18 protein-coding genes are annotated in these 21,186 nt (G+C 71.3%); 10 read left to right on the plus strand and 8 right to left on the minus strand.

All coding sequences use genetic code 11. The features are described 5' to 3' along the window. Nucleotides 1-120 precede the first annotated feature (120 nt). Nucleotides 121-1,134, plus strand: a complete 1,014-nt coding sequence (locus tag ACWIF2_RS22465) for a bile acid:sodium symporter family protein (RefSeq protein ID WP_454362423.1) — start codon at nucleotides 121-123, stop codon at nucleotides 1,132-1,134. Here ACWIF2_RS22465 and ACWIF2_RS22470 read toward each other — a convergent pair. The 3 genes from ACWIF2_RS22470 to ACWIF2_RS22480 all read right to left on the minus strand — a co-directional run bounded on the left by ACWIF2_RS22470 (nucleotide 1,070) and on the right by ACWIF2_RS22480 (nucleotide 5,265). Continuing rightward, complete coding sequence (locus ACWIF2_RS22470; RefSeq protein WP_454362407.1) at nucleotides 1,070-2,308, minus strand: DUF4185 domain-containing protein; 1,239 nt, start codon at nucleotides 2,306-2,308, stop codon at nucleotides 1,070-1,072. The genes ACWIF2_RS22465 and ACWIF2_RS22470 overlap by 65 nt on opposite strands. Before the next feature lie 11 nt (nucleotides 2,309-2,319). Next, entirely contained in the window at nucleotides 2,320-4,191 is a 1,872-nt protein-coding gene (locus ACWIF2_RS22475) for an exo-alpha-sialidase (protein WP_454362408.1), read from the minus strand. Between the two features lie 156 nt (nucleotides 4,192-4,347). Then, on the minus strand, nucleotides 4,348-5,265 hold the full coding sequence (locus ACWIF2_RS22480) for a quinone oxidoreductase family protein (RefSeq protein WP_454362409.1): 918 nt from the start codon (nucleotides 5,263-5,265) through the stop codon (nucleotides 4,348-4,350). A 104-nt stretch (nucleotides 5,266-5,369) separates the two neighbouring features. Between ACWIF2_RS22480 and ACWIF2_RS22485 the strand changes: the two genes are divergently transcribed. Continuing rightward, on the plus strand, nucleotides 5,370-5,807 hold the full coding sequence (locus tag ACWIF2_RS22485) for a MarR family winged helix-turn-helix transcriptional regulator (protein ID WP_454362410.1): 438 nt from the start codon (nucleotides 5,370-5,372) through the stop codon (nucleotides 5,805-5,807). A gap of 92 nt (nucleotides 5,808-5,899) precedes the next feature. Here the strand turns inward: ACWIF2_RS22485 and fdhD are convergent, their stop codons facing one another. The 5 genes from fdhD to ACWIF2_RS22510 are packed head-to-tail and all read right to left on the minus strand — an operon-like array spanning nucleotide 5,900 to nucleotide 12,336. Continuing rightward, nucleotides 5,900-6,748, minus strand: a complete 849-nt coding sequence (gene fdhD, locus ACWIF2_RS22490; RefSeq protein ID WP_454362411.1) for a formate dehydrogenase accessory sulfurtransferase FdhD — start codon at nucleotides 6,746-6,748, stop codon at nucleotides 5,900-5,902. Between the two features lie 7 nt (nucleotides 6,749-6,755). Further along, complete coding sequence (locus ACWIF2_RS22495; protein ID WP_454362412.1) at nucleotides 6,756-7,616, minus strand: 2Fe-2S iron-sulfur cluster-binding protein; 861 nt, start codon at nucleotides 7,614-7,616, stop codon at nucleotides 6,756-6,758. Next, nucleotides 7,613-9,436 (minus strand): NAD(P)H-dependent oxidoreductase subunit E, encoded by a 1,824-nt coding sequence (locus ACWIF2_RS22500; RefSeq protein ID WP_454362413.1) that lies wholly within the window; start codon nucleotides 9,434-9,436, stop codon nucleotides 7,613-7,615. Before ACWIF2_RS22500 ends, ACWIF2_RS22495 begins: the two co-directional genes overlap by 4 nt. Before the next feature lie 6 nt (nucleotides 9,437-9,442). Beyond that, nucleotides 9,443-11,368 (minus strand): molybdopterin oxidoreductase family protein, encoded by a 1,926-nt coding sequence (locus tag ACWIF2_RS22505; protein ID WP_454362414.1) that lies wholly within the window; start codon nucleotides 11,366-11,368, stop codon nucleotides 9,443-9,445. Continuing rightward, nucleotides 11,365-12,336, minus strand: coding sequence for a 2-dehydropantoate 2-reductase (locus ACWIF2_RS22510; protein WP_454362415.1), 972 nt, complete (start codon nucleotides 12,334-12,336; stop codon nucleotides 11,365-11,367). Before ACWIF2_RS22510 ends, ACWIF2_RS22505 begins: the two co-directional genes overlap by 4 nt. A gap of 226 nt (nucleotides 12,337-12,562) precedes the next feature. On the opposite strand from ACWIF2_RS22510, the gene ACWIF2_RS22515 reads away from it, so the two are divergent. From ACWIF2_RS22515 to ACWIF2_RS22550, 8 genes are all read left to right on the plus strand, one after another. After that, nucleotides 12,563-13,894 (plus strand): OFA family MFS transporter, encoded by a 1,332-nt coding sequence (locus ACWIF2_RS22515; RefSeq protein ID WP_454362416.1) that lies wholly within the window; start codon nucleotides 12,563-12,565, stop codon nucleotides 13,892-13,894. After that, nucleotides 13,863-14,003, plus strand: a complete 141-nt coding sequence (locus ACWIF2_RS22520; RefSeq protein ID WP_425584286.1) for an MFS transporter small subunit — start codon at nucleotides 13,863-13,865, stop codon at nucleotides 14,001-14,003. Before ACWIF2_RS22515 ends, ACWIF2_RS22520 begins: the two co-directional genes overlap by 32 nt. 178 nt (nucleotides 14,004-14,181) lie before the next feature. Continuing rightward, nucleotides 14,182-15,120 (plus strand): beta-ketoacyl-ACP synthase III, encoded by a 939-nt coding sequence (locus tag ACWIF2_RS22525; RefSeq protein WP_454362417.1) that lies wholly within the window; start codon nucleotides 14,182-14,184, stop codon nucleotides 15,118-15,120. A gap of 168 nt (nucleotides 15,121-15,288) precedes the next feature. After that, nucleotides 15,289-15,966, plus strand: a complete 678-nt coding sequence (locus tag ACWIF2_RS22530) for a GntR family transcriptional regulator (RefSeq protein ID WP_454362418.1) — start codon at nucleotides 15,289-15,291, stop codon at nucleotides 15,964-15,966. A 206-nt stretch (nucleotides 15,967-16,172) separates the two neighbouring features. Next, entirely contained in the window at nucleotides 16,173-17,354 is a 1,182-nt protein-coding gene (locus tag ACWIF2_RS22535) for an ROK family transcriptional regulator (protein WP_399016471.1), read from the plus strand. Nucleotides 17,355-17,463: 109 nt separating this feature from the next. Beyond that, nucleotides 17,464-18,981, plus strand: a complete 1,518-nt coding sequence (locus tag ACWIF2_RS22540; RefSeq protein WP_454362419.1) for a sugar ABC transporter ATP-binding protein — start codon at nucleotides 17,464-17,466, stop codon at nucleotides 18,979-18,981. Next, nucleotides 18,978-19,994 (plus strand): ABC transporter permease, encoded by a 1,017-nt coding sequence (locus tag ACWIF2_RS22545; RefSeq protein WP_454362420.1) that lies wholly within the window; start codon nucleotides 18,978-18,980, stop codon nucleotides 19,992-19,994. Before ACWIF2_RS22540 ends, ACWIF2_RS22545 begins: the two co-directional genes overlap by 4 nt. Before the next feature lie 17 nt (nucleotides 19,995-20,011). After that, entirely contained in the window at nucleotides 20,012-21,067 is a 1,056-nt protein-coding gene (locus ACWIF2_RS22550; protein ID WP_454362421.1) for a substrate-binding domain-containing protein, read from the plus strand. Nucleotides 21,068-21,186: the final 119 nt, after the last annotated feature.

Below are 21,186 nucleotides of genomic sequence, written 5' to 3' on the forward strand. Positions count from 1 at the left end.
ATCGCCGGACCGGGGAGCAGGATGGGAGGGGGCCGCCCCGGCCCCGCACCGCCCGTACGTACCGAGCAACAAGTACCGAGCAAGTGGAGCACCGTGAAACGCCTGCGCCGGCCGCGCCGGATGCCGATCGACCCGTACATCCTTCTCCTGCTGGCGACCGTGGGAGTCGCCGCGCTGTTCCCGGCCCGCGGGTCGGTCGCCGATGTGGCGTCCGGGGCCTCCACGGCGGCGATCGCCTTCCTGTTCTTCCTCTACGGAGCCCGGCTGTCCACCCGTGAGGCGCTGGACGGCGTTCGGCACTGGCGGCTGCACATCACGGTCCTGGCCGCCACCTTCGTCGTCTTCCCGCTGCTCGGCCTCGCGGCCCGCGGGCTGGTGCCGGTGATCCTCACGGACCCGCTCTACCAGGGCCTGCTGTTCCTCACGCTCGTCCCGTCGACCGTGCAGTCGTCGATCGCCTTCACCTCGATGGCCCGCGGCAACGTGCCCGCCGCGATCTGCGCGGGCTCCTTCTCCTCACTGATCGGCATCGTGGCCACCCCGCTGCTCGCGGCCTCGCTGCTCGGCGGCAGCGGCGGCGGGTTCTCCGCCGACTCGCTGCTGAAGATCGTGCTGCAACTGCTCGTGCCGTTCCTCGCGGGACAGTTGCTGCGCCGCTGGATCGGCGGCTTCGTCACCCGCCACAAGAAGGTCCTCGGCCTCGTGGACCGCGGCTCGATCCTGCTCGTCGTCTACACCGCGTTCAGCCAGGGCATGGTGCAGGGCATCTGGCACCAGGTCAGCCCCGCCCGGCTGGGTGCGCTGCTCGGTGTCGAGGCCGTGCTCCTCGCCGTGATGCTGCTGCTGACCTGGTACGGCGGCAAGGGACTGGGCTTCAGCCGGGAGGACCGGATCACCCTGCAGTTCGCCGGCTCGAAGAAGTCGCTGGCCTCCGGACTGCCCATGGCGAGCGTCCTGTTCGGCGCGCACGCCTCGCTGGCCGTGCTGCCGCTGATGCTCTTCCACCAGATGCAGCTGATGGTGTGCGCGGTGATCGCCAAGCGCCGCTCGCGCGACCCCCGCGCCGAGGTCACTCCGACGGAGTCAGCCGCAGAGACACGAACCGCGGTCGGTACAGGGACACGTTCCGGCTGAGCTGGGCCGCGGCGCCGGTCGTCTCCAGCCAGTTGACGTCGTAGCTCAGGACGAGCCGTCCGTCGCCGCTCAGCACCGGATGGACCTGCGGGTTGTAGGCGGCCACCTGGCCCTGCGGCAGCGACGGACTGAACTCCTTCGCCGGCCCGTGCCAGGGCCCGGCCGGGGAGCACGCCCAGTACGAGGCCACGGTGGTCAGGCCCTTGGTGCCCGTGGCCATCGTGAACAGCACATATGTTCCGCCGTCCCGGACGACCGAGAACGCGCTGCCGACGCCCTTGCGCTGCCCGTCCCCGAGCACTGGCCGGGGCCGGGCGGCGGCCGTCCACGCCGAGCCGTTCCAGTACCGCCAGGCCGCCGGATCCCCGAGCCCGCCCTCCCGTACGCGTGCCACGTAGGCGTGCGAGGCCGGGCGGGAGGCGGCCCGGCCGTCGTCGCCGCCGAAGACGTATGTCCAGCCGTCCTGCTCGACCAGGGTCGTGCCGAAGAGCACACGCCGGGACGGGTCGGGGACCAGCTGCTGGTCGAGCACCTTGGTGATCGACTCCAGGCGCAGACCGGGCAGCGACAGGGTGGCGACCTCGGTCGCGGTGGGCACGCCGTAGATCCACGGGGCCTGGCCGGCCGTGCGCACCCACAGCAGTACCCGGACCACCTGCTCGGAGGAGCCGGGGGAGCGGGGTTCGACGCGGGCGGCGACCGGCCAGCGCCACTGGTTCGGCGCCGGGTCGGCGAAGAGCGGGGCGGGGAGGGTGGTCTCCAGTCGGCCCTCCCGCATCAGCACGGCCGAGTTGCGCACCAGCGGCGCGGCGGTGTCCCGCCAGGCGTGGGACTCGCCGGCCGGGTTGGGCGGGCCGTACACCCGGCCCAGGAAGGTGTCGGAGAACAGCCACAGCACCCGGCCGTCGGGCAGCCGCAGCGAGTGGGTGCCGTCGCCGCCCGTCCAGTCGTCGGTGCGGCCCGCGTCGTCGCCGTAGCGCGCGAACTCGGCGGTGAGGCCGTCGTCCGCCTGCCAGGAGTCCACCGTCCGTGCCCGGCAGGCGGCGTCGTCCTTCCGGCTCTCGTCCTCCGGAAGGGCGACGATCAGGGCGGCACCGAGAACCAGGGCCAGCAGCAGGCCGATCCCGGTTCCGGTGCGCTGTCGTGCTCGTGCTGCTCTTGAGTCGTCGGGCACGCTCCGTGACGTTAGTTGCTGCCGCTCACCTGGTCCATGGGCAGCCACAGGACGGTGCCGCCGGCGGCCGCTTTCGCGGCGCCGGACGCCAACTCCTCGTCGGACAGCGCCCGGTTCCAGACGTGGACGTCGTCGACCGCCCCGCTGAGGTACGCCCTGCTGTCCATCCGCTGGCCGATGTGCACACCGAACGGGGAGTTACGGCTGACCGAGCCCGGCACGTCCGTGGTGGTGAGCGGCGCACCGTCGAGGAAGAGCGTCAGCTTCCCGGCGCCCCGGCGCAGGGCCAGATGGTGCCAGCGTCCGTCGTTGTGGGCGCCGTCGGTCCACACCGAGGCCGACCTGACGGTGCTCGCGCCCGACCGGGTGGTGATGAGCCCCCGGACCCGATTGCTCGCCGGCTCCCCGCGCAGCCAGATCTGCGGCTGCGTGCTGCCGATGCCGCCCATCCACAGGAAGGGCTGTTCGCCGGTCGTGGCCGTGTAGCGGAAGAACAGCGAGGCGGTGAAGTCCCCTTCGCCGAGCGGGAGCCGGGACCGGTACGGCAGCCGTACGGCGTCGTCGGTGCCGTCGAAGGACAGCGCACCTCCGCGCACGCCGGTGGTCCGGGCGGCACCGCCGAGCACGGCCGCGGGGGTCGCGGCCGACGCGGCGTCACGGGTGGTCGGGTCGGGGCCCCGGCGCGGTTTCAGCCAGTCCTCGGTGAAGCGGGCGAAGCGGATCTCGTCGCGGGCGTCGACCGCGCCGCCCTCGTACAGCAGGCCCACCGTGGTGCCGTTGACGGCCGCCATGTCGGAGTAGCCGGACCAGTCGGTGGTGACGACCGTGCCCCGGTCCACGCTGTCCCAGGTGTGCCCGCCGTCGTAGGAGGAGCGGACCATCATCGTCCGGCGGCGGTCGGGGTCGGCCGGAGCGGACAGCAGCAGCCGGTCGCCCAGGCGTACGGTCGCGCCCTGGACCTGTGGGGTGTAGAGGTCCGGGAGGTCGCGGAAGGGCGTGGCGAAGCTGTCGCCGCCGTCCCGGCTGAGGGTCTGGGCACGGTGGCCCAGATCGGTGCCGTCCTGTTCCCGGCCGCTGACGAGGACGGCGCCGTCGGTGCGTTCGGTGAGCGTCACCTCGGAGGGTTTCTGCCGGAACGTGCCGTCCTGCGCTATGGGCCAGGAGTCCGTGGCGCCGACCCGCCAGTGGTCGCCGCCGTCGTCGCTGACGATGAGCGCGGCGTGGTTCGCGGTGACCCGGCTGCCGTCCCACGTCTCGGTGTTGACGCCGAACACGAGCCGCCCGGCGTGCTTGCCGTGGGTGAGCTGGATGCCGTGCACGGGGCCGGTGGCGTACCAGGAGTTCCAGTGCGCGGGCAGGATCTGGTCGCTCAGGTCGCGCGGCTTCGACCAGGTCCTGCCGTCGTCGTCGCTGTGCTGGAGATGCGGGGTGCGGTCGCAGGGGACGGTGCAGTTCCCGGCGTCGGTCCGGCCGGTGTTGTACGTCTCGGCCAGCAGGATCCGGCCGGTTTTGCGGTCCACGAGGGGCGCCGGGTTGCCGTGCGTGTCGCCGGCGCCCTCGGTGACGACCTGGAGCGGCCCCCAGGTGCGGCCGCCGTCGGTGGAGCGCTTGAGGACGATGTCGATGTCGGCCGCGTCACCGCAGTTGAGGACGCGGCCCTCGGCGAAGGCGAGCAGTGTGCCGGACGTGGTCCGCACGATCGCCGGGATACGGAAGCAGGCGTAGCCGGGGTCCTGGGATGCCTTGAAGAGGACCTGCTGTTCGAACTCCGGTAAGGCCGTGGCCGGCCGGGCCTGGGCGGGGAGGGCCGGCGCGAGCAGCGCGGCGGCGGCGAGAACGGCTGTCAGGGTGGATCTCAGACGTGCGCGAAGACTTGACGGCATGGTGCGACCTGCCCTTCATGCGTCTGTCGGCTGGACCACCGAGGCATGGGAACGGACATCCGGGCGGCGGAGGTGCGGACAACCGGACATCCCACGTCCCATGTGTGGGGCCACAGACGGTACTTGGACTCACAGACCCCCCACAAGAAGCGTGCGTCAGGGGATCAGGACGACCTTTCCGTGGTTGGCCCGTGCCTCGATCTCCCCGTGGGCCTTCGCGGCGTCCGCCAGGGCGAACTCCCCGTGGACCACGGGTGCGATCTCTCCCGCCGCGAAGAGCCGCCACAGCTCCTCGCGCCACTGCTCGTACAACTCCGGTCTCCCGCGCGCGATACGCGCCATCTGGAACCCGATCACCGACTTGGCGCCCACCAGCAGGTCGTACGCCTGCACGGTGCCGCCGCCCGAGCTGTACGCCACCAGCCGTCCCTCCGGGGCGAGCGCGGCGAGGGCCCGGGTGAGCAGTTCGCCGCCGACCGCGTCCAGGGCGTAGTCGACGGGAGTGCCCCAGCTGTCGTCGCCGTACGTGACGACGTGGTCGGCGCCCAGGTCGCGGACGAAGCCGGCCTTCGCCGGGTCGGAAACGGCCCCCACGACCCGGCCCGCGCCCCGTGTCCTGGCCAGCTGGACGGCCAGATGGCCGACGCCGCTCGCCGCCGCCGTGACCAGGGCCGCCTCGCCGGGTTCTGGCCGGGCCGCGGCCAGGGCGCCGAGGGCGACCAGGCCGCTGCGGACCAGGGCGACCGCGTCGACGGCACGGGCACCGGCCGGCACCGGGGAGGCCATGGCCTCGTGCAGGAGGGCGAAGTCGGCGTAGCCGTGGCCGAAGCAGAGCCCCGTCACCCGGTCGCCGGTGCCGAAGCGCGTGACGCCCTCGCCGGCGGCCGTGACCTCCCCGGCGATCTCGCCGCCGAGCGGGACCGGCTCGGCCGCCTCGGTGACCTTGCGTACGACCGGGAGCGTGACGCCGATCGCCTCCGCGCGCACGAGCAGTTCTCCGGGGCCGGGCTCGGGGACCGGAGCCTCCTCCACGAACAGGGGGCCGCCTCGGGATTCGTAGCGGACGCGGCGCATCGCACCTCCGGTGGTCGTTGGTACTCCCAATGAAGTCGTTGGGGAGCCCAACGGTATAGGACGATCATAGGAAGGACCAACGATTTCTTGGCTAGGCTGCGGCCATGTCGGAAGCCCCTCTGCCCGCGATCCGCTCCCTGCCCAGCTGGCTGCTCGGCCGCGCCGCCGCCCGCGGCCGGACCCTGGTGGCCGAGGCGCTGGCCGAGGAGGACATGAAGATGTGGCACCACGTGGTGCTCTCCGCCGTACGTGACCTCGCCCCCGTCGCCCAGGCCGACCTCGGCCGCGGGATCCGGCTCGACCCCAAGGACCTGGTCGGCATCCTCGACGACCTCCAGTCGGCCGACCTGGTGCTGCGCGAGCCCGATCCGAAGGACCGCCGCAAGAACGCCGTGTCCCTCACCGCACGGGGAGCCCGGCTGCTCAAGCGCTGCGAGAAGGCGGCCCGGGCCGCGAACGACGAGCTGCTCGCCCCGCTCTCGACAGCCGAACGCGAGCAGTTCACCGGGATGCTGCGACGGATATCCGGCACGGCTGACTGAGGCGGCTGGGCAGATGTGAGACGGGGCCCCTGCGGCGCAGGGGGCGCTCCCCGCCGGTCGGGGCCCCGCCGCCGTGTCGCGGAGGAACCTGTTCAGCCCTGGGCGGCCGCCGCCCGCAGAGCGATCCGGTCCTCACCCGCGTACACGTTCATGGAACCGCCCCGCAGGAAGCCCACCAGCGTCAGGCCGGTCTCGGCGGCCAGATCCACCGCCAGCGAGGACGGCGCCGATACCGCGGCCAGCACCGGCAGCCCGGCCATCACGGCCTTCTGCGCCAGCTCGAAGGAGGCCCGGCCCGAGACGAGCAGGATCGTCCGCGACAGCGGCAGGTCCCCGTTCCGCAGGGCACGGCCGACCAGCTTGTCGACCGCGTTGTGCCGGCCCACGTCCTCCCGGACGTCCAGCAGCTCGCCCTCCTCGGAGAACAGCGCCGCCGCGTGCAGGCCCCCCGTCCGGTCGAAGACCCGCTGGGCCGCGCGCAGCCGGTCGGGCAGGCTCGCCAGCAGCTCCGGGGTGACCCGGACCGGGGGAGTGTCGGCGATGGGCCACCGTGCCGTCGTGCGTACCGCGTCCAGCGACGCCTTGCCGCACAGGCCGCAGGAGGAGGTGGTGTAGACGTTCCGCTCCAGCGTGATGTCGGGGATCACCACGCCCGGCGCCGTCTTCACGTCGACGATGTTGTACGTGTTGGACCCGTCGACCGTCGCCCCGGCGCAGTAGACGATGTTCTGGAGGTCGTCCTGCCCGCCCAGCACCCCCTCGCTCACCAGGAAGCCCGCGGCCAGGGCGAAGTCGTCGCCCGGGGTGCGCATGGTGATCGCCAGGGGTTTGCCGTTGAGCCGGATCTCCAGGGGTTCCTCCGCGACGAGCGTGTCCGGGCGGCTGGAGACCGCCCCGTCCCGGATGCGGAGCACCTTGCGTCGTTCCGTGACTCGTCCCATGTCCTGATCAGCCCCGGTTCTGTACGTGCTGGTAGCCGAAGCGGCCCTTGATGCAGAGATTGCCGTGGGTCACCGGGTTGTCGTGCGGTGAGGTGACCTTCACGATCTCATTGTCCTGCACATGGAGCGTCAGGTTGCAGCCCACTCCGCAGTACGCGCACACCGTGGTCGTCTCCGTCTGGCGCGACTCCTCCCACGTACCCGCCGCGCGCATGTCGAACTCCGACTTGAAGGACAGCGCGCCCGTGGGACACACCTCGATGCAGTTCCCGCAGTACACGCACGCCGAGTCGGTCAGCGGCGCGTCGTGCTCCACGGCGATCCGGGCGTCGAAACCGCGCCCGGCGACCGAGATCGCGAAGGTGTTCTGCCACTGGTCGCCGCAGGCGTCCACGCACTTGTAGCAGAGGATGCACTTGTCGTAGTCGCGCACATAGAGGTCGTTGTCGACCTTCGGTTCCTCGTTGAGCCGGGCCGCGTCCGGGCCGAAGCGGTCGGGCTTCGCCTCGTACTCCTTGAGCCACTCCGCGACCTTCGGGGTCGTCGACAGGTCCACGGAGGACGCGAGCAGTTCCAGGACGATCTTCCGGCTGTGCCGGGCCCGCTCGGTGTCGGTGCGCACCTCCATCCCGGGCTCGGCCTTGCGGGAGCAGGCCGGGACGAGGGTCCTGGCCCCCTCGACCTCGACGACGCAGACGCGGCAGGCGTTCTTGGGCCGGAGCGTGTCGCCCTCGCACAGGGTCGGGACGTCCTTCCCGGCGGCCCGGCAGGCGTCGAGGATCGTCGAGCCCTCCGGCGCCCGTACCGGCTCCCCGTCGAGCGTGAACTCCAGCAGACGGCGCGGGATCCCCAGCGGTGTGACGGTCATTCGTACGCCCCCAGACGGTCGATGGCGGATTCCACGGCGTTCCACGCGGTCTGCCCGAGACCGCAGATCGAGGCGTCCCGCATCGCGCGGCCGACCTCCCTCAGCAGGGCGATGTCCCCGGCGGCGTCGGCACCGGTGCGCTCCACGATCCGGTGCAGCGCCTCCTCCTGCCGCACGGTCCCGACCCGGCACGGCACGCACTGCCCGCACGACTCGTCCCGGAAGAACTCGGCGATGCGCAGCAGCAGCCGGGGCAGGGGCACGCTGTCGTCGAAGGCCATCACGACCCCCGAGCCGAGCGTCGTGCCCGCCTCCCGCGTCCCCTCGAAGGTGAGCGGGACGCCGAGCTCGTCGGCCCGGACGAAACCGCCCGCCGCCCCGCCGAGCAGCACCGCCCGCAGCCCCTCCCGCACCCCGGCGAGCGCGAGCAGCTCGCCCAGCGTCGCGCCGAACGGCAACTCGTAGACACCGGGCCGCTCCACGCTCCCCGAGACGCAGTACAGCTTCGGACCGGTGGACCTCTCCGTGCCGATCGCCGCGTACGCCGGGGCGCCCATCGTGAGGATCGGCAGGACGTTGACCAGCGTCTCGACGTTGTTCTCCACCGTCGGCTTGCCGAACAGGCCCTTCTCCACAGGGAACGGCGGCTTCGAGCGGGGCTCGCCCCGGTACCCCTCGATGGAGTTGAACAGGGCGGTCTCCTCACCGCAGATGTAGGCGCCCGCGCCGCGCCGGATCTCGATGTCGAAGGCGTAGCCCTGGCCGAGGATGTCGTCGCCGAGCAGTCCACGCGCGCGTGCCTGCGCGATCGCGTGCTCCAGCCGGTGCAGCGCGCGCGGGTACTCGCCGCGCAGATAGAGGTAACCCTGGTGGGCGCCGGTCGCGTAGGCGGCGATCGTCATCGCCTCGATGAGCGCGTACGGGTCGCCCTCCATGAGCACCCGGTCCTTGAAGGTGCCCGGCTCGGACTCGTCGGCGTTGCAGACGAGGTAGTGCGGATGATCGGGCTGGGACGCCGTGGCCTGCCACTTGCGGCCCGTGGGGAAGGCGGCACCGCCGCGCCCGACCAGGCCCGAGTCGGTGACCTCGCGGATCACCCCGGCCGGGCCCAGCTCGAAGGCCCGGCGCAGTGCGGTGCAGCCGCCGTGGGCGCGGTAGTCGTCGAGGGACGCCGGGTCGACCACGCCGACGCGGTGGAGCAGCATCAGACCGTCCTGCCCGGCCTGGGGCACCGCCAGCGCCGCGGGCGGCTCCTCCGGCGCCGAGTCGGGCGCACTCGCGGCGAGGACGGCCCGCTCGACGGTCGCCGGCGCCGACACCGCCGTACGCACCGGATCCCCGGCCTTGACCGCGAGCGCCGCCGGGGCCCGTTCGCACAGGCCCAGACAGGGGCTGCGCTCCACCGTGACACCGCTGCCGAGTCCCAGCCGGGCCTCGATCCCGGCGCACAGCTCCGGCGCCCCGGCCGCCGCGCACGCCAGGTCCGTGCACACCTGGAGCACCGTCGCCGGGCGGGGCTTGACCGAGAACATGGCGTAGAAGGTGGCGACCCCGTACGCCTCCGCCGGCGGTACCGTCAGCCGCCGGCACAGGTAGTCGAGGGCGCCGTCACTGATCCAGCCGATCCGGTCGTTGAGGGCGTGCAGCCCCGGCAACAGCAGGTCCCGGCGGTCGCGGGCCTCACGCCCGCCCCGGGCCCACCTGAGATCGGCATCGGAGCGATCGGCGCCCTCCCAGGAGGACTCGGGCGGCCCGAGCAGGGCGTCGACGGCCGCCCGCTCCTCGTCCGTCGGCTTGCTGTCACCGAAGTGCAGGTCCACAGTGCGTCACCCCACGATGGTCGCGATGGGCAGCTTCTCGATGCGGATCGCCGACGCCTTGAACTCCGCCGTCCCCGCGATCGGGCAGTTCGCCTCGATCGTCAGCGCGTTGGTGTCCACCTCGTCGGGGAAGTGCATGGTCATGAAGGCGAGCCCGGGCCGCAGCGCGGTGTCCACCCACACGGGCGCGGTCACCGACCCGCGCCGCGAGGTGACCTGAACCTGCTCCCCGACCACGACCCCGTAGCGCTCGGCGTCCTCCGGGCACAGCTCGATGTACTCGCCGCGCCGCAGCGGCGAGGCATAACCGCCGCTCTGCACACCGGTGTTGTACGAGTCCAGCCGCCGCCCGGTGGTCAGCCGGATCGGGTACCGCTCGTCGGTGAGGTCCACGGGCGGGTCGTGCTGCACGATCCCGAAGGGTGCGAGCGGGCCGCGTTTCGAACGGTCCGCCTCCCACAACCGGCCGTGCAGATAGGTCGGTTCGAGCCCGTCCGTGCTGGGGCACGGCCACTGGATGCCCTGGTGCTCCTCCAGACGCTCGTACGTCATGCCGTAGTGGTCGGGCGAGACGGACCTCAGCTCGTTCCACACGGTCTCGGCGTCGGCGTACTTCCAGTCGTGGCCGAGCCGGCCGGCGAGGTCGCAGAGGATGTCGATGTCCTCGCGCGCCTCGCCGGGCGGGGTGACGGCCCTGCGGACCCGCTGCACCCGCCGCTCGCTGTTGGTGGTGGTGCCCTCGGTCTCCGCCCAGCCGGCGGTGGCCGGCAGGACGACGTCCGCGAGCTCGGCCGTCTTCGTCAGGAAGATGTCCTGCACGACGAGGAAGTCCAGCTGTCGCAGCCGCCGTACGGCCTGCTCGCTGTCGGCCTCCGACTGGGCGGGGTTCTCGCCGATGCAGTAGACGGCCTTGAGACCGCCCTCCTCCATCGCCTCGAACATCTCCGTGAGGTTCAGTCCGTAGTGCGGCTGGATGACGGTGTCCCAGGCCGACTCGAACTTCAGCCGGGTGTCCGGGTCGAGGATGTCCTGGAAGCCCGGCAGCCGGTTGGGGATCGCGCCCATGTCGCCGCCGCCCTGCACGTTGTTCTGCCCGCGCAGGGGCTGCAGGCCCGAGCCGTAGCGGCCGACATGGCCGGTGAGCAGGGACAGGTTGATCAGGGCGCGGACGTTGTCGGTGCCGTTGTGGTGCTCGGTGATGCCGAGGGTCCAGCACAACTGGGCGCGCTCGGCACGCGCGTAGGCGTGCGCCAGCTCACGGATCGCCGCGGCCGGTACGCCCGTCACCTTCTCGGCGAGCGACAGCGTCCACGGCTCGACCAGCGCCCGGTACTCCTCGAAGCCGGTGGTCGTCCGCTCGATGAACGCCTCGTTGGCGAGGCCCGCGTGGATGATCTCGCGGCCGATCGCGTGCGCCATCGGGATGTCGGTGCCGACGTTGAGGCCGAGCCAGCCCTCCGCCCACTCGGCGGTCGAGGTCCGGCGCGGATCGACCGCGTACATCCGGGCGCCGTTCCTGATCCCCTTCAGCACGTGCTGGAAGAAGATCGGGTGCGCGAAACGGGCGTTGGAGCCCCACATCACGATCAGGTCGGTGTGCTCGATCTCCTCGTACGACGACGTCCCGCCGCCCGAGCCGAACGCCGCTGACAGGCCTGCCACGCTCGGGGCGTGACAGGTGCGGTTGCAGGAGTCGACGTTGTTGGTGCCCATGACGACCCGGGCGAACTTCTGCGCCACGTAGTTCATCTCGTTGGTGGCGCGGGCGCAGCTGAACATCCCGAAGGCGCCGCGGTTGCGGGCGATGCCCCGGGCGGCCCGGTCCAGGGCCTCCTCCCAGGTGGCCTGCCGGAACGGCTCGTCGCGGGAGTCCCTGACGAGCGGGTGGGTGAGCCGGGTGTAGGTCTTGGGGGTCCGGTCGCGTTTCCTCATGCGGCGCTCCTCAGCGCGAGCAGGTCCGAGATGGCGTGCACGGTGCGCAGGGTGGGCACCTCAACGCCGGTGATCTCCGCCAGCTCGACGACCGCCGCGAGGAGTACGTCGAGTTCGAGCGGCTTGCCGCGCTCCAGGTCCTGGAGCGTGGAGGTGCGGTGGTCGCCGACCCGCTCGGCGCCCGCGAGCCGGCGCTCGATGGAGACGCCGACCTCGCAGCCGAGGGCCCGGGCGACCGCGAGCGTCTCGGTCATCATGATCTCGATGACCCGGCGGGTGCCGCCGTGCAGGCACATCTGCCGCATGGTCGCGCGGGCCAGCGCGCTGATCGGGTTGAAGGAGATGTTGCCGAGCAGCTTGACCCAGATGTCGTCCCGCAGATCGGGCTCCACCGGGCACTTCAGCCCGCCAGCCTGCATCGCCTCGCTGAAGGCCAGACAGCGTGCCGAGAGGCTGCGGTCGGGCTCGCCGATCGAGAACCGTGTGCCCTCCAAGTGCCGTACGACGCCCGGCCCTTCGAGTTCGGTGGCCGCGTAGACGACACACCCGACGGCCCGTTCGGGCGCGAGCACCGCACTGACCGCGCCGTCCGGGTCCACGCTCTCGACGCGGTGGCCGTCGTACGGGCCGCCGTGCCGGTGGAAGTACCACCAGGGGATGCCGTTCTGGGCCGCGACGACCGCCGTCGTCCTGTGCAGCAACGGCGCGATCAGCGGCCCGCACGCCGCGTACGCGTTGGCCTTCAGGCCCAGGAAGACGTAGTCGACCGGGCCCACTTCGGCCGGGTCGTCGGTCGCGTGGGGGTGCGCGGTGAAATCGCCCCGCGGGCTGCGCACCCGGACTCCGTGCTGCCTCATGGCCGCCAGATGCGGTCCACGGGCGATGAGATGCACCTCGGCACCCGCGCGATGGAGCGCGGCGCCGACGTAGGCGCCGATGGCACCGGCGCCGAGAACTGCGACTTTCACGGGAACACTCCGTTCGGTTTGAGGGATACCGCGGAGGTTGACCGCCGCACGACCGCTCAGGAACGCGCCGTGCGGCTTGTGTCGACGAAATATTGTCTACAGTATGGAGGTTGGGGCGGCAAGGGTTCGCGCGGTGACCGTTCGGCGCATGCTGAATACCGTTCACCGCATACGGTCGACGTGCCGCCTTTTCAACTCCCCTGTGACTGCCTACCGTCCGGGATTCATGAGTCCCCCAGTCGCGCCCCCGGGCTGGAGCCGCTGGCTCGTTCCGCCCGCCGCTCTTTCCGTACATCTCTCCATCGGCCAGGCCTACGCCTGGAGCGTGTTCAAGCCGCCCCTCGAGTCCGCGCTCGGCCTCAGCGGCACACAGAGCGCGCTGCCCTTCCAGCTGGGCATCGTCATGCTGGGCCTGTCCGCCGCGTTCGGCGGCACGCTCGTGGAACGCAACGGCCCCCGCTGGGCGATGACCGTCGCCCTGGTCTGCTTCTCCTCCGGATTCCTGCTCTCCGCGCTCGGCGCGTCCCTCGAGCAGTACTGGCTGATCGTGTTCGGCTACGGCTTCGTCGGCGGCATCGGCCTCGGCATCGGGTACATCTCGCCCGTCTCCACACTGATCAAGTGGTTCCCGGACCGGCCCGGCATGGCCACCGGCATCGCCATCATGGGCTTCGGCGGCGGTGCGCTGATCGCCTCGCCGTGGTCGGCGCAGATGCTGGAGTCGTTCGGGTCCGACAGCGGCGCCATCGCCCTGGCGTTCCTGGTGCACGGCCTGTCGTACGCCGTCTTCATGCTGCTGGGTGTGCTGTTGGTCCGGGTTCCGCCTCATGCCTCAGGGGCGCGGGGAACTGCGCGACAAGCCCCCACCGGCCCGCAGGTATCCGCGAAACAGGCGCTGCGCACTCCCCAGTTCTGGCTCCTGTGGACCGTGCTCTGCATGAACGTCACCGCCGGCATCGGCATCCTGGAGAAGGCCGCCCCGATGATCACGGACTTCTTCGCGGACACCTCCGCACCGGTGTCCGTGACGGCCGCCGCCGGCTTCGTCGCCCTGCTGTCGGCCGCGAACATGGCGGGCCGCATCGGCTGGTCGTCGACGTCCGACCTGATCGGCCGGAAGAACATCTACCGCGTCTACCTGGGCGTCGGCGCGCTGATGTACGCGCTCATCGCCCTGTTCGGCGACACCTCCAAGCCGCTGTTCATCCTGTGCGCGCTGGTCATCCTCTCCTTCTACGGCGGCGGCTTCGCGACGATCCCGGCGTACCTCAAGGACCTGTTCGGCACGCACCAGGTCGGCGCCATCCACGGGCGGCTGCTCACGGCCTGGTCCCTGGCCGGTGTGCTCGGGCCGCTCATCGTGAACTGGATCGCCGACCGGCAGGAGGAGGCGGGCCGGCACGGCGCGTCCCTGTACGGGCTGTCCTTCGTCATCATGATCGGCCTGCTCGTCGTCGGCTTCGTCGCCAACGAACTCGTCCGGCCCGTCGACCCCCGCCATCACGTCCCGCAGCCGAAGGAGGCCGATCGTGTCCAGCAGCAGTCAGAGTCCGCCTAGCCCGGACCGGCGGTGGCTGATCGCCTTCGCCTGGGTGTGGGTTGGCGTGCCGCTCGCCTACGGGCTGTACGAGCTCGTCCGGAAGGCGACACAGCTGTTCACCGGCTGAGGCCGGTGGCGGGACAGGGCCGCCCCGGTGTGCGACAGGTGTCCGGGCGTCCGAGGTCCTGACCGAAGCTGACAAGCATGGCGCCGGTTTCCTGTTGCCTTGGCTGCCGTCGTACCCGTGAGTCACTGATCAGACTGGTGGGTCCCGCTACCCAAGGCAACGAGGGGGACCCACCCAGATGAACGGCTCGCGCATCGCCGCCGTCGGCCACTACCAGCCCGCCAAGGTGCTCACCAACGAGGACCTGGCGGGCCTGGTGGACACCAGTGACGAGTGGATCAGGAGCCGGGTGGGTATCCGCACCCGCCACATCGCCGGGCCCGACGAGCCGGTCGACGAGCTGGCCGCCCATGCCGCCGCCAAGGCCCTCGCGGCGGCCGGCCTCGCCCCCGCCGACATCGACCTGGTGCTGGTCGCCACCTCCACCGCCGTCGACCGCTCGCCCAACATGGCGGCCCGGGTCGCGGCCCGCCTCGGGATGCCGCACCCGGCCACCATGGACCTCAACGTCGTGTGCGCCGGGTTCACCCATGCCCTGGCCACCGCCGACCACGCCGTCCGCGCGGGGGGCGCGAGCCGTGCGCTGGTCATCGGGGCCGACAAGATGTCCGAGGTGACCGACTGGAGCGACCGCAGCACCTGCGTGCTCGTCGGGGACGGGGCCGGGGCCGCGGTGGTCGAGGCCGCCGAGGAGTCCGCCATCGGGCCGGTGCTGTGGGGCTCGGTGCCCGAGATGGGACACGCGGTGCGGATCGAGGGCACTCCGTCCCGTTTCGCCCAGGAAGGGCAGAGTGTCTACCGCTGGGCGACCACTCAGCTGCCGCCCATCGCGCGCCGGGCGTGCGAGCGGGCCGGTCTGGAGCCGGCGGACCTCGCCGGGGTCGTGCTGCACCAGGCGAACCTGCGCATCATCGAACCCCTCGCCGAGAAGATCGGTGCCGTGAACGCCGTCGTCGCGCGCGATGTCACCGAGTCCGGCAACACCTCGGCCGCGAGCATCCCGCTCGCCTTCTCCAAGCTCGTCGAACAGGGCGCGGTCTCCACCGGCGACCCGGTCCTGCTGTTCGGCTTCGGCGGGAACCTGTCGTACGCGGGACAGGTCGTGCGCTGCCCCTGAGTCCACTCCGGGGCCGCCGTGGTGCCGCCCTGGTGTGACGCGGCCAACTGCCCGGATCCCTGGCCTTTGTGCGCCGTAGACTGTAGACGAAAGACAATCGATACTGACTCTGCGGCGACACCGGCAGCCGCCGCGCTGTGCACGGCCCTGCCGAGGAGGGGGACCGCGATGCTTTCGACAGGCCTGCCCCAGGGGGCGGTACCCAAGCTGGAACGCCCGGGTCCGCTGCGTGACCGTGTCTACGAGGCACTCCTCGAACTCATCACCACCCGCGCCCTCCAGCCCGGCCAGCACCTCGTCGAGAGCGAACTCGCCGGGCATCTGGGCGTCTCCCGGCAGCCGGTGCGCGAGGCGCTGCAGCGGCTCAACACCGAGGGGTGGGTCGATCTGCGGCCCGCCCAGGGCGCGTTCGTGCACGAGCCGACGGAGGAGGAGGCCGACCAGCTCCTCACGGTCCGTACGCTCCTGGAGGCCGAGGCGGCCCGGCTCGCGGCGGCCAACGCCGACAGCGCCGGCCTCAGCGCCCTGGAAACCCTCTGCGCGGAGGGCGAGAAGGCCGTCGAGGCCGACGACGTGGACGGCGCCGTCGCCATGAACGCCCGCTTCCACACCAAGATCATGGAGCTCGCCGGCAACGCGGTCCTCGCCGAACTCGCCGCCCAGGTCGACCGGCGGGTGCGCTGGTACTACACGCCGGTGGCCCGTCAGCGCGGCCAGCAGTCCTGGATCGAGCACCGCGAACTGATCGCGGCCATCTCCGACCGGGACGAACAGCGGGCCACCCAGCTGATGCGCGAACACACCGAGCACACCCGGCGGTCGTACCACGCGCGGGCGCGTACGTAGAGCCTCAGCGGCTGTCGGCGGTTCCCGCCCCTCAACTCCCGCTATACGCCTTTGTCCTGTGAGTGGAAAAAGTAGAGGGCAATTCCTGCGCGACTTCTTCCCACCACCGGCAGCCGCTGCTACGTTCCCTCCGAAAGCAAGCCACTGATGTGGCGGGAAACCGGCGCGCACAGGCCGATCGAGGCGGGGAGGGGCTCGTGAGACGTATGACCGCACGACCCGGAAACGCCCACCAGGCCCGGCTGCTCACGCTGTTGCGCGACGGCGGCCCCAACTCCCGTGCCCAGCTGGGCGACCAGGTCGACCTCTCGCGGTCCAAGCTCGCCGTGGAGGTGGACCGGCTGCTGGAGACGGGGCTGGTCGTGGCCGACGGACTCGCCGCCTCGCGCGGTGGCCGTCGCTCCCACAACATCCGGCTCAACCCCGGTCTGCGTTTCCTCGGCGTCGACATCGGCGCGACCTCGGTCGACGTCGCCGTCACCAACGCCGAACTGGAGACCCTCGGCCACATCAACCAGCCCATGGACGTGCGCGAAGGTCCGGTCGCGGTCTTCGAGCAGGTCCTGGCCATGGCCGCGAAACTGAAGGCCTCCGGGCTCGCGGAGGGGTTCGACGGCGCCGGCATCGGCGTCCCGGGCCCGGTCCGCTTCCCCGAGGGCATTCCGGTGGCACCGCCGATCATGCCCGGCTGGGACGGCTTCCCCGTGCGGGAGGCGCTCAGCCAGGAACTCGGCTGCCCGGTCATGGTCGACAACGACGTGAACCTCATGGCGATGGGGGAGCAGCACGCGGGCGTCGCCCGCACCGTCGCCGACTTCCTCTGCGTCAAGATCGGCACCGGCATCGGCTGCGGCATCGTCGTCGGCGGTGAGGTCTACCGCGGTACGACGGGCAGCGCCGGCGACATCGGGCACATCCAGGCCGTGTCCGACGGCAGGCCCTGCGCCTGCGGCAACCGGGGCTGCCTTGAGGCCCACTTCAGCGGGGCGGCCCTCGCCCGTGACGCCACGGAGGCCGCCCAGCAAGGGCTTTCGGCCGAACTGGCGTCGCGTCTCGAGGCGAACGGCGGTCTCACGGCCGTCGATGTCGCCGCCGCGGCCGCCGCGGGGGACGCCACCGCACTCGACCTGATCCGCGAGGGCGGCAATCACACCGGCCAGGTCATCGCCGGCCTGGTCAGCTTCTTCAACCCGGGTCTTGTGGTGATCGGCGGCGGGGTGACCGGCCTCGGCCACACGCTGCTCGCCGCGATCCGCACCCAGGTCTACCGCCAGTCGCTGCCGCTGGCGACCGGCAATCTGCCCATCGTCCTGGGCGAGCTGGGACCCGCCGCCGGTGTCATCGGCGCGGCCCGGCTGATCAGCGATCACCTGTTCTCACCCGCGTAAGCGCACAGTTCAGCACGGCGTACCAGTACCGCGCCCCGCACAGTTCCCTGCTCCGCTCCGCGCTCCGCCCTGCCCTGAAACCGGCCCGCACGCCCGCCAAGGGGACCTCATGGCACCAGAACCACCGCTGCTCAGCATGTCCGGCATCACCAAGTCGTTCCCCGGCGTCCGGGCCCTCGACGGCGTCGACCTCGACGTCCAGGCCGGTGAGGTGCACTGCCTGCTCGGCCAGAACGGCGCGGGCAAATCGACCCTCATCAAGGTCCTGGCCGGTGCCCATCAGCCCGACACCGGCACCATCCGCTGGCGCGGCGAGGAGGTCACCCTCCGCTCGCCGATCGCCGCCATGCGCCTCGGCATCGCCACCATCTACCAGGAACTCGACCTGGTGGAGCATCTGTCGGTCGCCGAGAACGTCCACCTCGGCCACGAGCCGACCGCCGCCGGGTTCGTCGTACGCGGGAAGACGGCGCGCGACTCGACCGCTCGGCTCCTCCAGCGACTCGGGCATCCGGAGGTCGATCCCGCCCGTCTGGTGGGGGAGTTGTCGGCCGCGCAGCAGCAGATCGTGTCCATGGCCCGGGCGCTCTCCCACGACGTGCGGCTCATCGTGATGGACGAACCCTCCGCCGCCCTCGACCCGGACGAGGTCGACAACCTCTTCCGCATCGTCGGCGATCTCACCGCCGCCGGAGTCGCCGTCGTCTACATCTCGCACCGCCTGGAGGAGATCCGGCGCATCGGCGACCGGGTCACCGTGCTGAAGGACGGCCGGGCCGTCGCGAACGGGCTCCCGGCGAAGTCGACACCCACCCGCGAGGTCGTCGCGCTGATGACGGGCCGCAACGTCGAGTACGTCTTCCCCGGCCGGCCCGTCTCCCCGCCGACCGGAGAATCGGTTCTCCGGATTCAAGGGCTGGCCCGTCAAGGGGAGTTCGAGGCCTTCGACCTGGAGGTGCGGCCCGGCGAGATCGTCGGCCTCGCCGGACTCGTCGGCTCGGGCCGCTCCGAGATCCTGGAGACCGTCTACGGGGCCCGGAAACCGACGTCCGGTCAGGTACTGGTCGACGGACGGCCCTTGAAGCCGGGCAGCGTACGGGCCGCCGTCCGCGCCGGGCTAGGGCTCGCCCCCGAGGAACGCAAGGCCCAGGCCCTGCTGATGCTGGAGTCCGTCACCCGCAATGTGTCGGTCTCCTCCATGTCCCGCTTCTCGCGCGGCGGCTGGATCGACCGGCGCGCCGAACTCGGTGCCGCCCGGGCCGCGACACGCGAGCTGTCGCTCAGGCCGGACAACCCGTCCGTACCCGTGCGCACCCTGTCCGGCGGCAATCAGCAGAAGGCCGTCCTGGCCCGCTGGCTGCTGCGCGGCTGCCGGGTGCTGCTGCTCGACGAACCCACCCGCGGCGTCGATGTCGGCGCGCGCGCCGAACTGTACGCCGTGGTCCGCAGGCTGGCCGATGAAGGCCTCGCCGTACTGCTGGTCTCCAGCGAGGTGCCCGAGGTGCTCGGCCTCGCCGACCGCGTCCTGGTGCTGCGCGAGGGCCGTGTCGTCCACACGGCACCCGCGCGCGAACTCGACGAACACCGCGTACTCGACCTGGTCATGGAAGGAAGCCCGGCGTCATGACGCAGCCCGTCTCCCCGCCGCGGGACAGCACCGACAAGGTGCCCGAGGCTCAGCCCCCGGCCTGGCGCGGCCTGCTGTTCCGCGCCGACGTCCGCACCCTCTCCCTGCTCGGCGTGCTCGCCGCACTGATCCTCATCGGCGGCATCACCAAGCCCGACGAGTTCCTCGACACCCGCAACCTGCAACTCGTCCTCACCCAGGCCTCCGTGATCGGCGTCGTCACCGTCGGCATGACCTTCGTCATCGTCTCCGGCGGCATCGACCTGTCGGTCGGCGCGATCGTCGCCCTCGCCTCGGTGTGGGCGACGACGGTGGCCACCCAGGAGTACGGCTTCGCCGGCATCCTCTTCACAGCGATGGTCGTCGGAGTCGGCTGCGGCCTCGTCAACGGGGTGCTCATCGCCTACGGCGCGATGGTGCCGTTCATCGCCACCCTCGCCATGCTGGCCTCCGCCCGCGGCCTCGCCCTGCAGATCACCGACGGCAAGACCCAGATCGTCACCGTGCCCTCCGTTCTCGACCTGGGCGAACGCGACGCCTACATCCTCGGCATCCCGCCCCTGGTCATGGTCTTCGCCGTAGTGACGGTCATCGGCTGGCTGGTGCTCAACCGCACCACCTTCGGCCGCCGCACCGTCGCCGTCGGCGGCAACCCGGAGGCAGCCCGGCTCGCCGGCATCGACGTACGCCGCCAGCGGCTCTACCTCTATCTGCTGTCCGGCCTGTGCTGCGGCATCGCCGCCTTCCTGCTGATCATCCTGTCCGGCTCCGGCCAGAACACCAACGGCAACCTCTACGAACTCGACGCCATCGCCGCCGCGATCATCGGCGGGACCCTGCTCAGCGGGGGCCGGGGCACCATCGTCGGCTCCGTCCTCGGCGTCCTGATCTTCACCACGATCACCAACATCTTCGCCCTGAACAACCTGCAGAGCGACGTCCAGCAGATCGCCAAGGGCGCGATCATCGTCGCCGCCGTGCTGGTCCAGCGCCGTACCGCGAGCACGACCTGAGGAAAGGGTTCACCGCCATGACAGACCAGATGCCTTTCGCGAGCCGCAGAGGACTGCTCTTCGGGGCCGCCGCCGTCTCCGCCGGTGCCCTCCTCACGGGCTGCACGAGCAACGAGCCGTCCGACGCCAAGGACGAGCCGGCCGGGAACGACCAGCCCGCCGCCGACGACAAGCCGGGCAAGAAGGTCACCGTCGGCTTCGCCGGACCGCAGGCCGACCACGGCTGGCTCAACGCCATCAACGACAACGCCAAGGAGCGCGCCGAGAAGTACTCGGACGTCACCCTGGAGATCACCGAGGGCTCCAACGACACCGCCCAGCAGATCGGCCAGATCGAGACCCTCATCAACAAGAAGGTCGACGTCCTGGTGGTGCTGCCCGCCGACGGCAAGGCCCTCACCCAGGTCGGGCTGAAGGCGATGCGCGCGGGCATCCCGGTCGTCAACCTCGACCGGATCTTCAACACCCCGCAGGCCTACCGCTGCTGGATCGGCGGCGACAACTACGGCATGGGCCTCAACGCCGGGCACTACATCGGCGAGAAGCTCAAGGGCAAGTCGGGCGCCCGTGTCATCGAACTGGCGGGCCTGGACAACCTGGAGCTGACCAAGCAGCGCACCAAGGGCTTCGACGACGCCCTGAAGAACTACCCCAACATCAAGAAGGTCGCGCGCCAGGCCGCCGAGTTCACCGTCGAGTCCGGCCAGGCCAAGATGGCCCAGCTGCTCCAGGCCCAGTCGAAGTTCGACGCGCTGTGGAACCACGACGACGACCAGGGCGTGGGCGCGCTGCGGGCCATCGAGCAAGCCGGGCGCGACGACTTCCTGATGGTCGGCGGGGCCGGTGCGCTCTCCGCCTTCCAGGCCATCAAGCAGGACGACGGCGTGCTCAAGGCGACGGTGCTCTACCCGCCGACCATGGCCGCCTCCGCGATCGACCTCGCCCGCGCCCTCGGCCAGGGCAAGGGCATCGGCGGCATGGCCGAGTTCGAGATCCCCGCGTCGATCACGCTCTACTCGGCCGTCGTCGACAAGACCAACGTCGACCAGTACATGCCTACCGGCTTCCAGTGACCGGTTCCGCCCCCGCACCCCCCACGTGCGCGACCCCGACCAGGACGAGGAGGACTCCCAACATGGGAGCAGGTGGTAGTCGCGCAGCGCGGGGTCACCGCTCAGGGCGTCGACGATGG

It is taken from the genome of Streptomyces sp. NPDC055506, from assembly GCF_053643595.1.

Excerpts from the sequence above, each read along its gene's own strand:
- ACWIF2_RS22465 (WP_454362423.1), top strand. The coding sequence starts at position 121 with ATGCCGATCGACCCGTACATCCTTCTCCTGCTGGCGACCGTGGGAGTC.
- ACWIF2_RS22475 (WP_454362408.1), bottom strand. The coding sequence starts at position 4,191 with ATGCCGTCAAGTCTTCGCGCACGTCTGAGATCCACCCTGACAGCCGTT.
- ACWIF2_RS22480 (WP_454362409.1), bottom strand. The coding sequence starts at position 5,265 with ATGCGCCGCGTCCGCTACGAATCCCGAGGCGGCCCCCTGTTCGTGGAG.
- ACWIF2_RS22485 (WP_454362410.1), top strand. The coding sequence starts at position 5,370 with ATGTCGGAAGCCCCTCTGCCCGCGATCCGCTCCCTGCCCAGCTGGCTG.
- fdhD (WP_454362411.1), bottom strand. The coding sequence starts at position 6,748 with ATGGGACGAGTCACGGAACGACGCAAGGTGCTCCGCATCCGGGACGGG.
- ACWIF2_RS22495 (WP_454362412.1), bottom strand. The coding sequence starts at position 7,616 with ATGACCGTCACACCGCTGGGGATCCCGCGCCGTCTGCTGGAGTTCACG.
- ACWIF2_RS22505 (WP_454362414.1), bottom strand. The coding sequence starts at position 11,368 with ATGAGGAAACGCGACCGGACCCCCAAGACCTACACCCGGCTCACCCAC.
- ACWIF2_RS22515 (WP_454362416.1), top strand. The coding sequence starts at position 12,563 with ATGAGTCCCCCAGTCGCGCCCCCGGGCTGGAGCCGCTGGCTCGTTCCG.
- ACWIF2_RS22525 (WP_454362417.1), top strand. The coding sequence starts at position 14,182 with ATGAACGGCTCGCGCATCGCCGCCGTCGGCCACTACCAGCCCGCCAAG.
- ACWIF2_RS22530 (WP_454362418.1), top strand. The coding sequence starts at position 15,289 with ATGCTTTCGACAGGCCTGCCCCAGGGGGCGGTACCCAAGCTGGAACGC.
- ACWIF2_RS22535 (WP_399016471.1), top strand. The coding sequence starts at position 16,173 with ATGACCGCACGACCCGGAAACGCCCACCAGGCCCGGCTGCTCACGCTG.
- ACWIF2_RS22540 (WP_454362419.1), top strand. The coding sequence starts at position 17,464 with ATGGCACCAGAACCACCGCTGCTCAGCATGTCCGGCATCACCAAGTCG.
- ACWIF2_RS22545 (WP_454362420.1), top strand. The coding sequence starts at position 18,978 with ATGACGCAGCCCGTCTCCCCGCCGCGGGACAGCACCGACAAGGTGCCC.
- ACWIF2_RS22550 (WP_454362421.1), top strand. The coding sequence starts at position 20,012 with ATGACAGACCAGATGCCTTTCGCGAGCCGCAGAGGACTGCTCTTCGGG.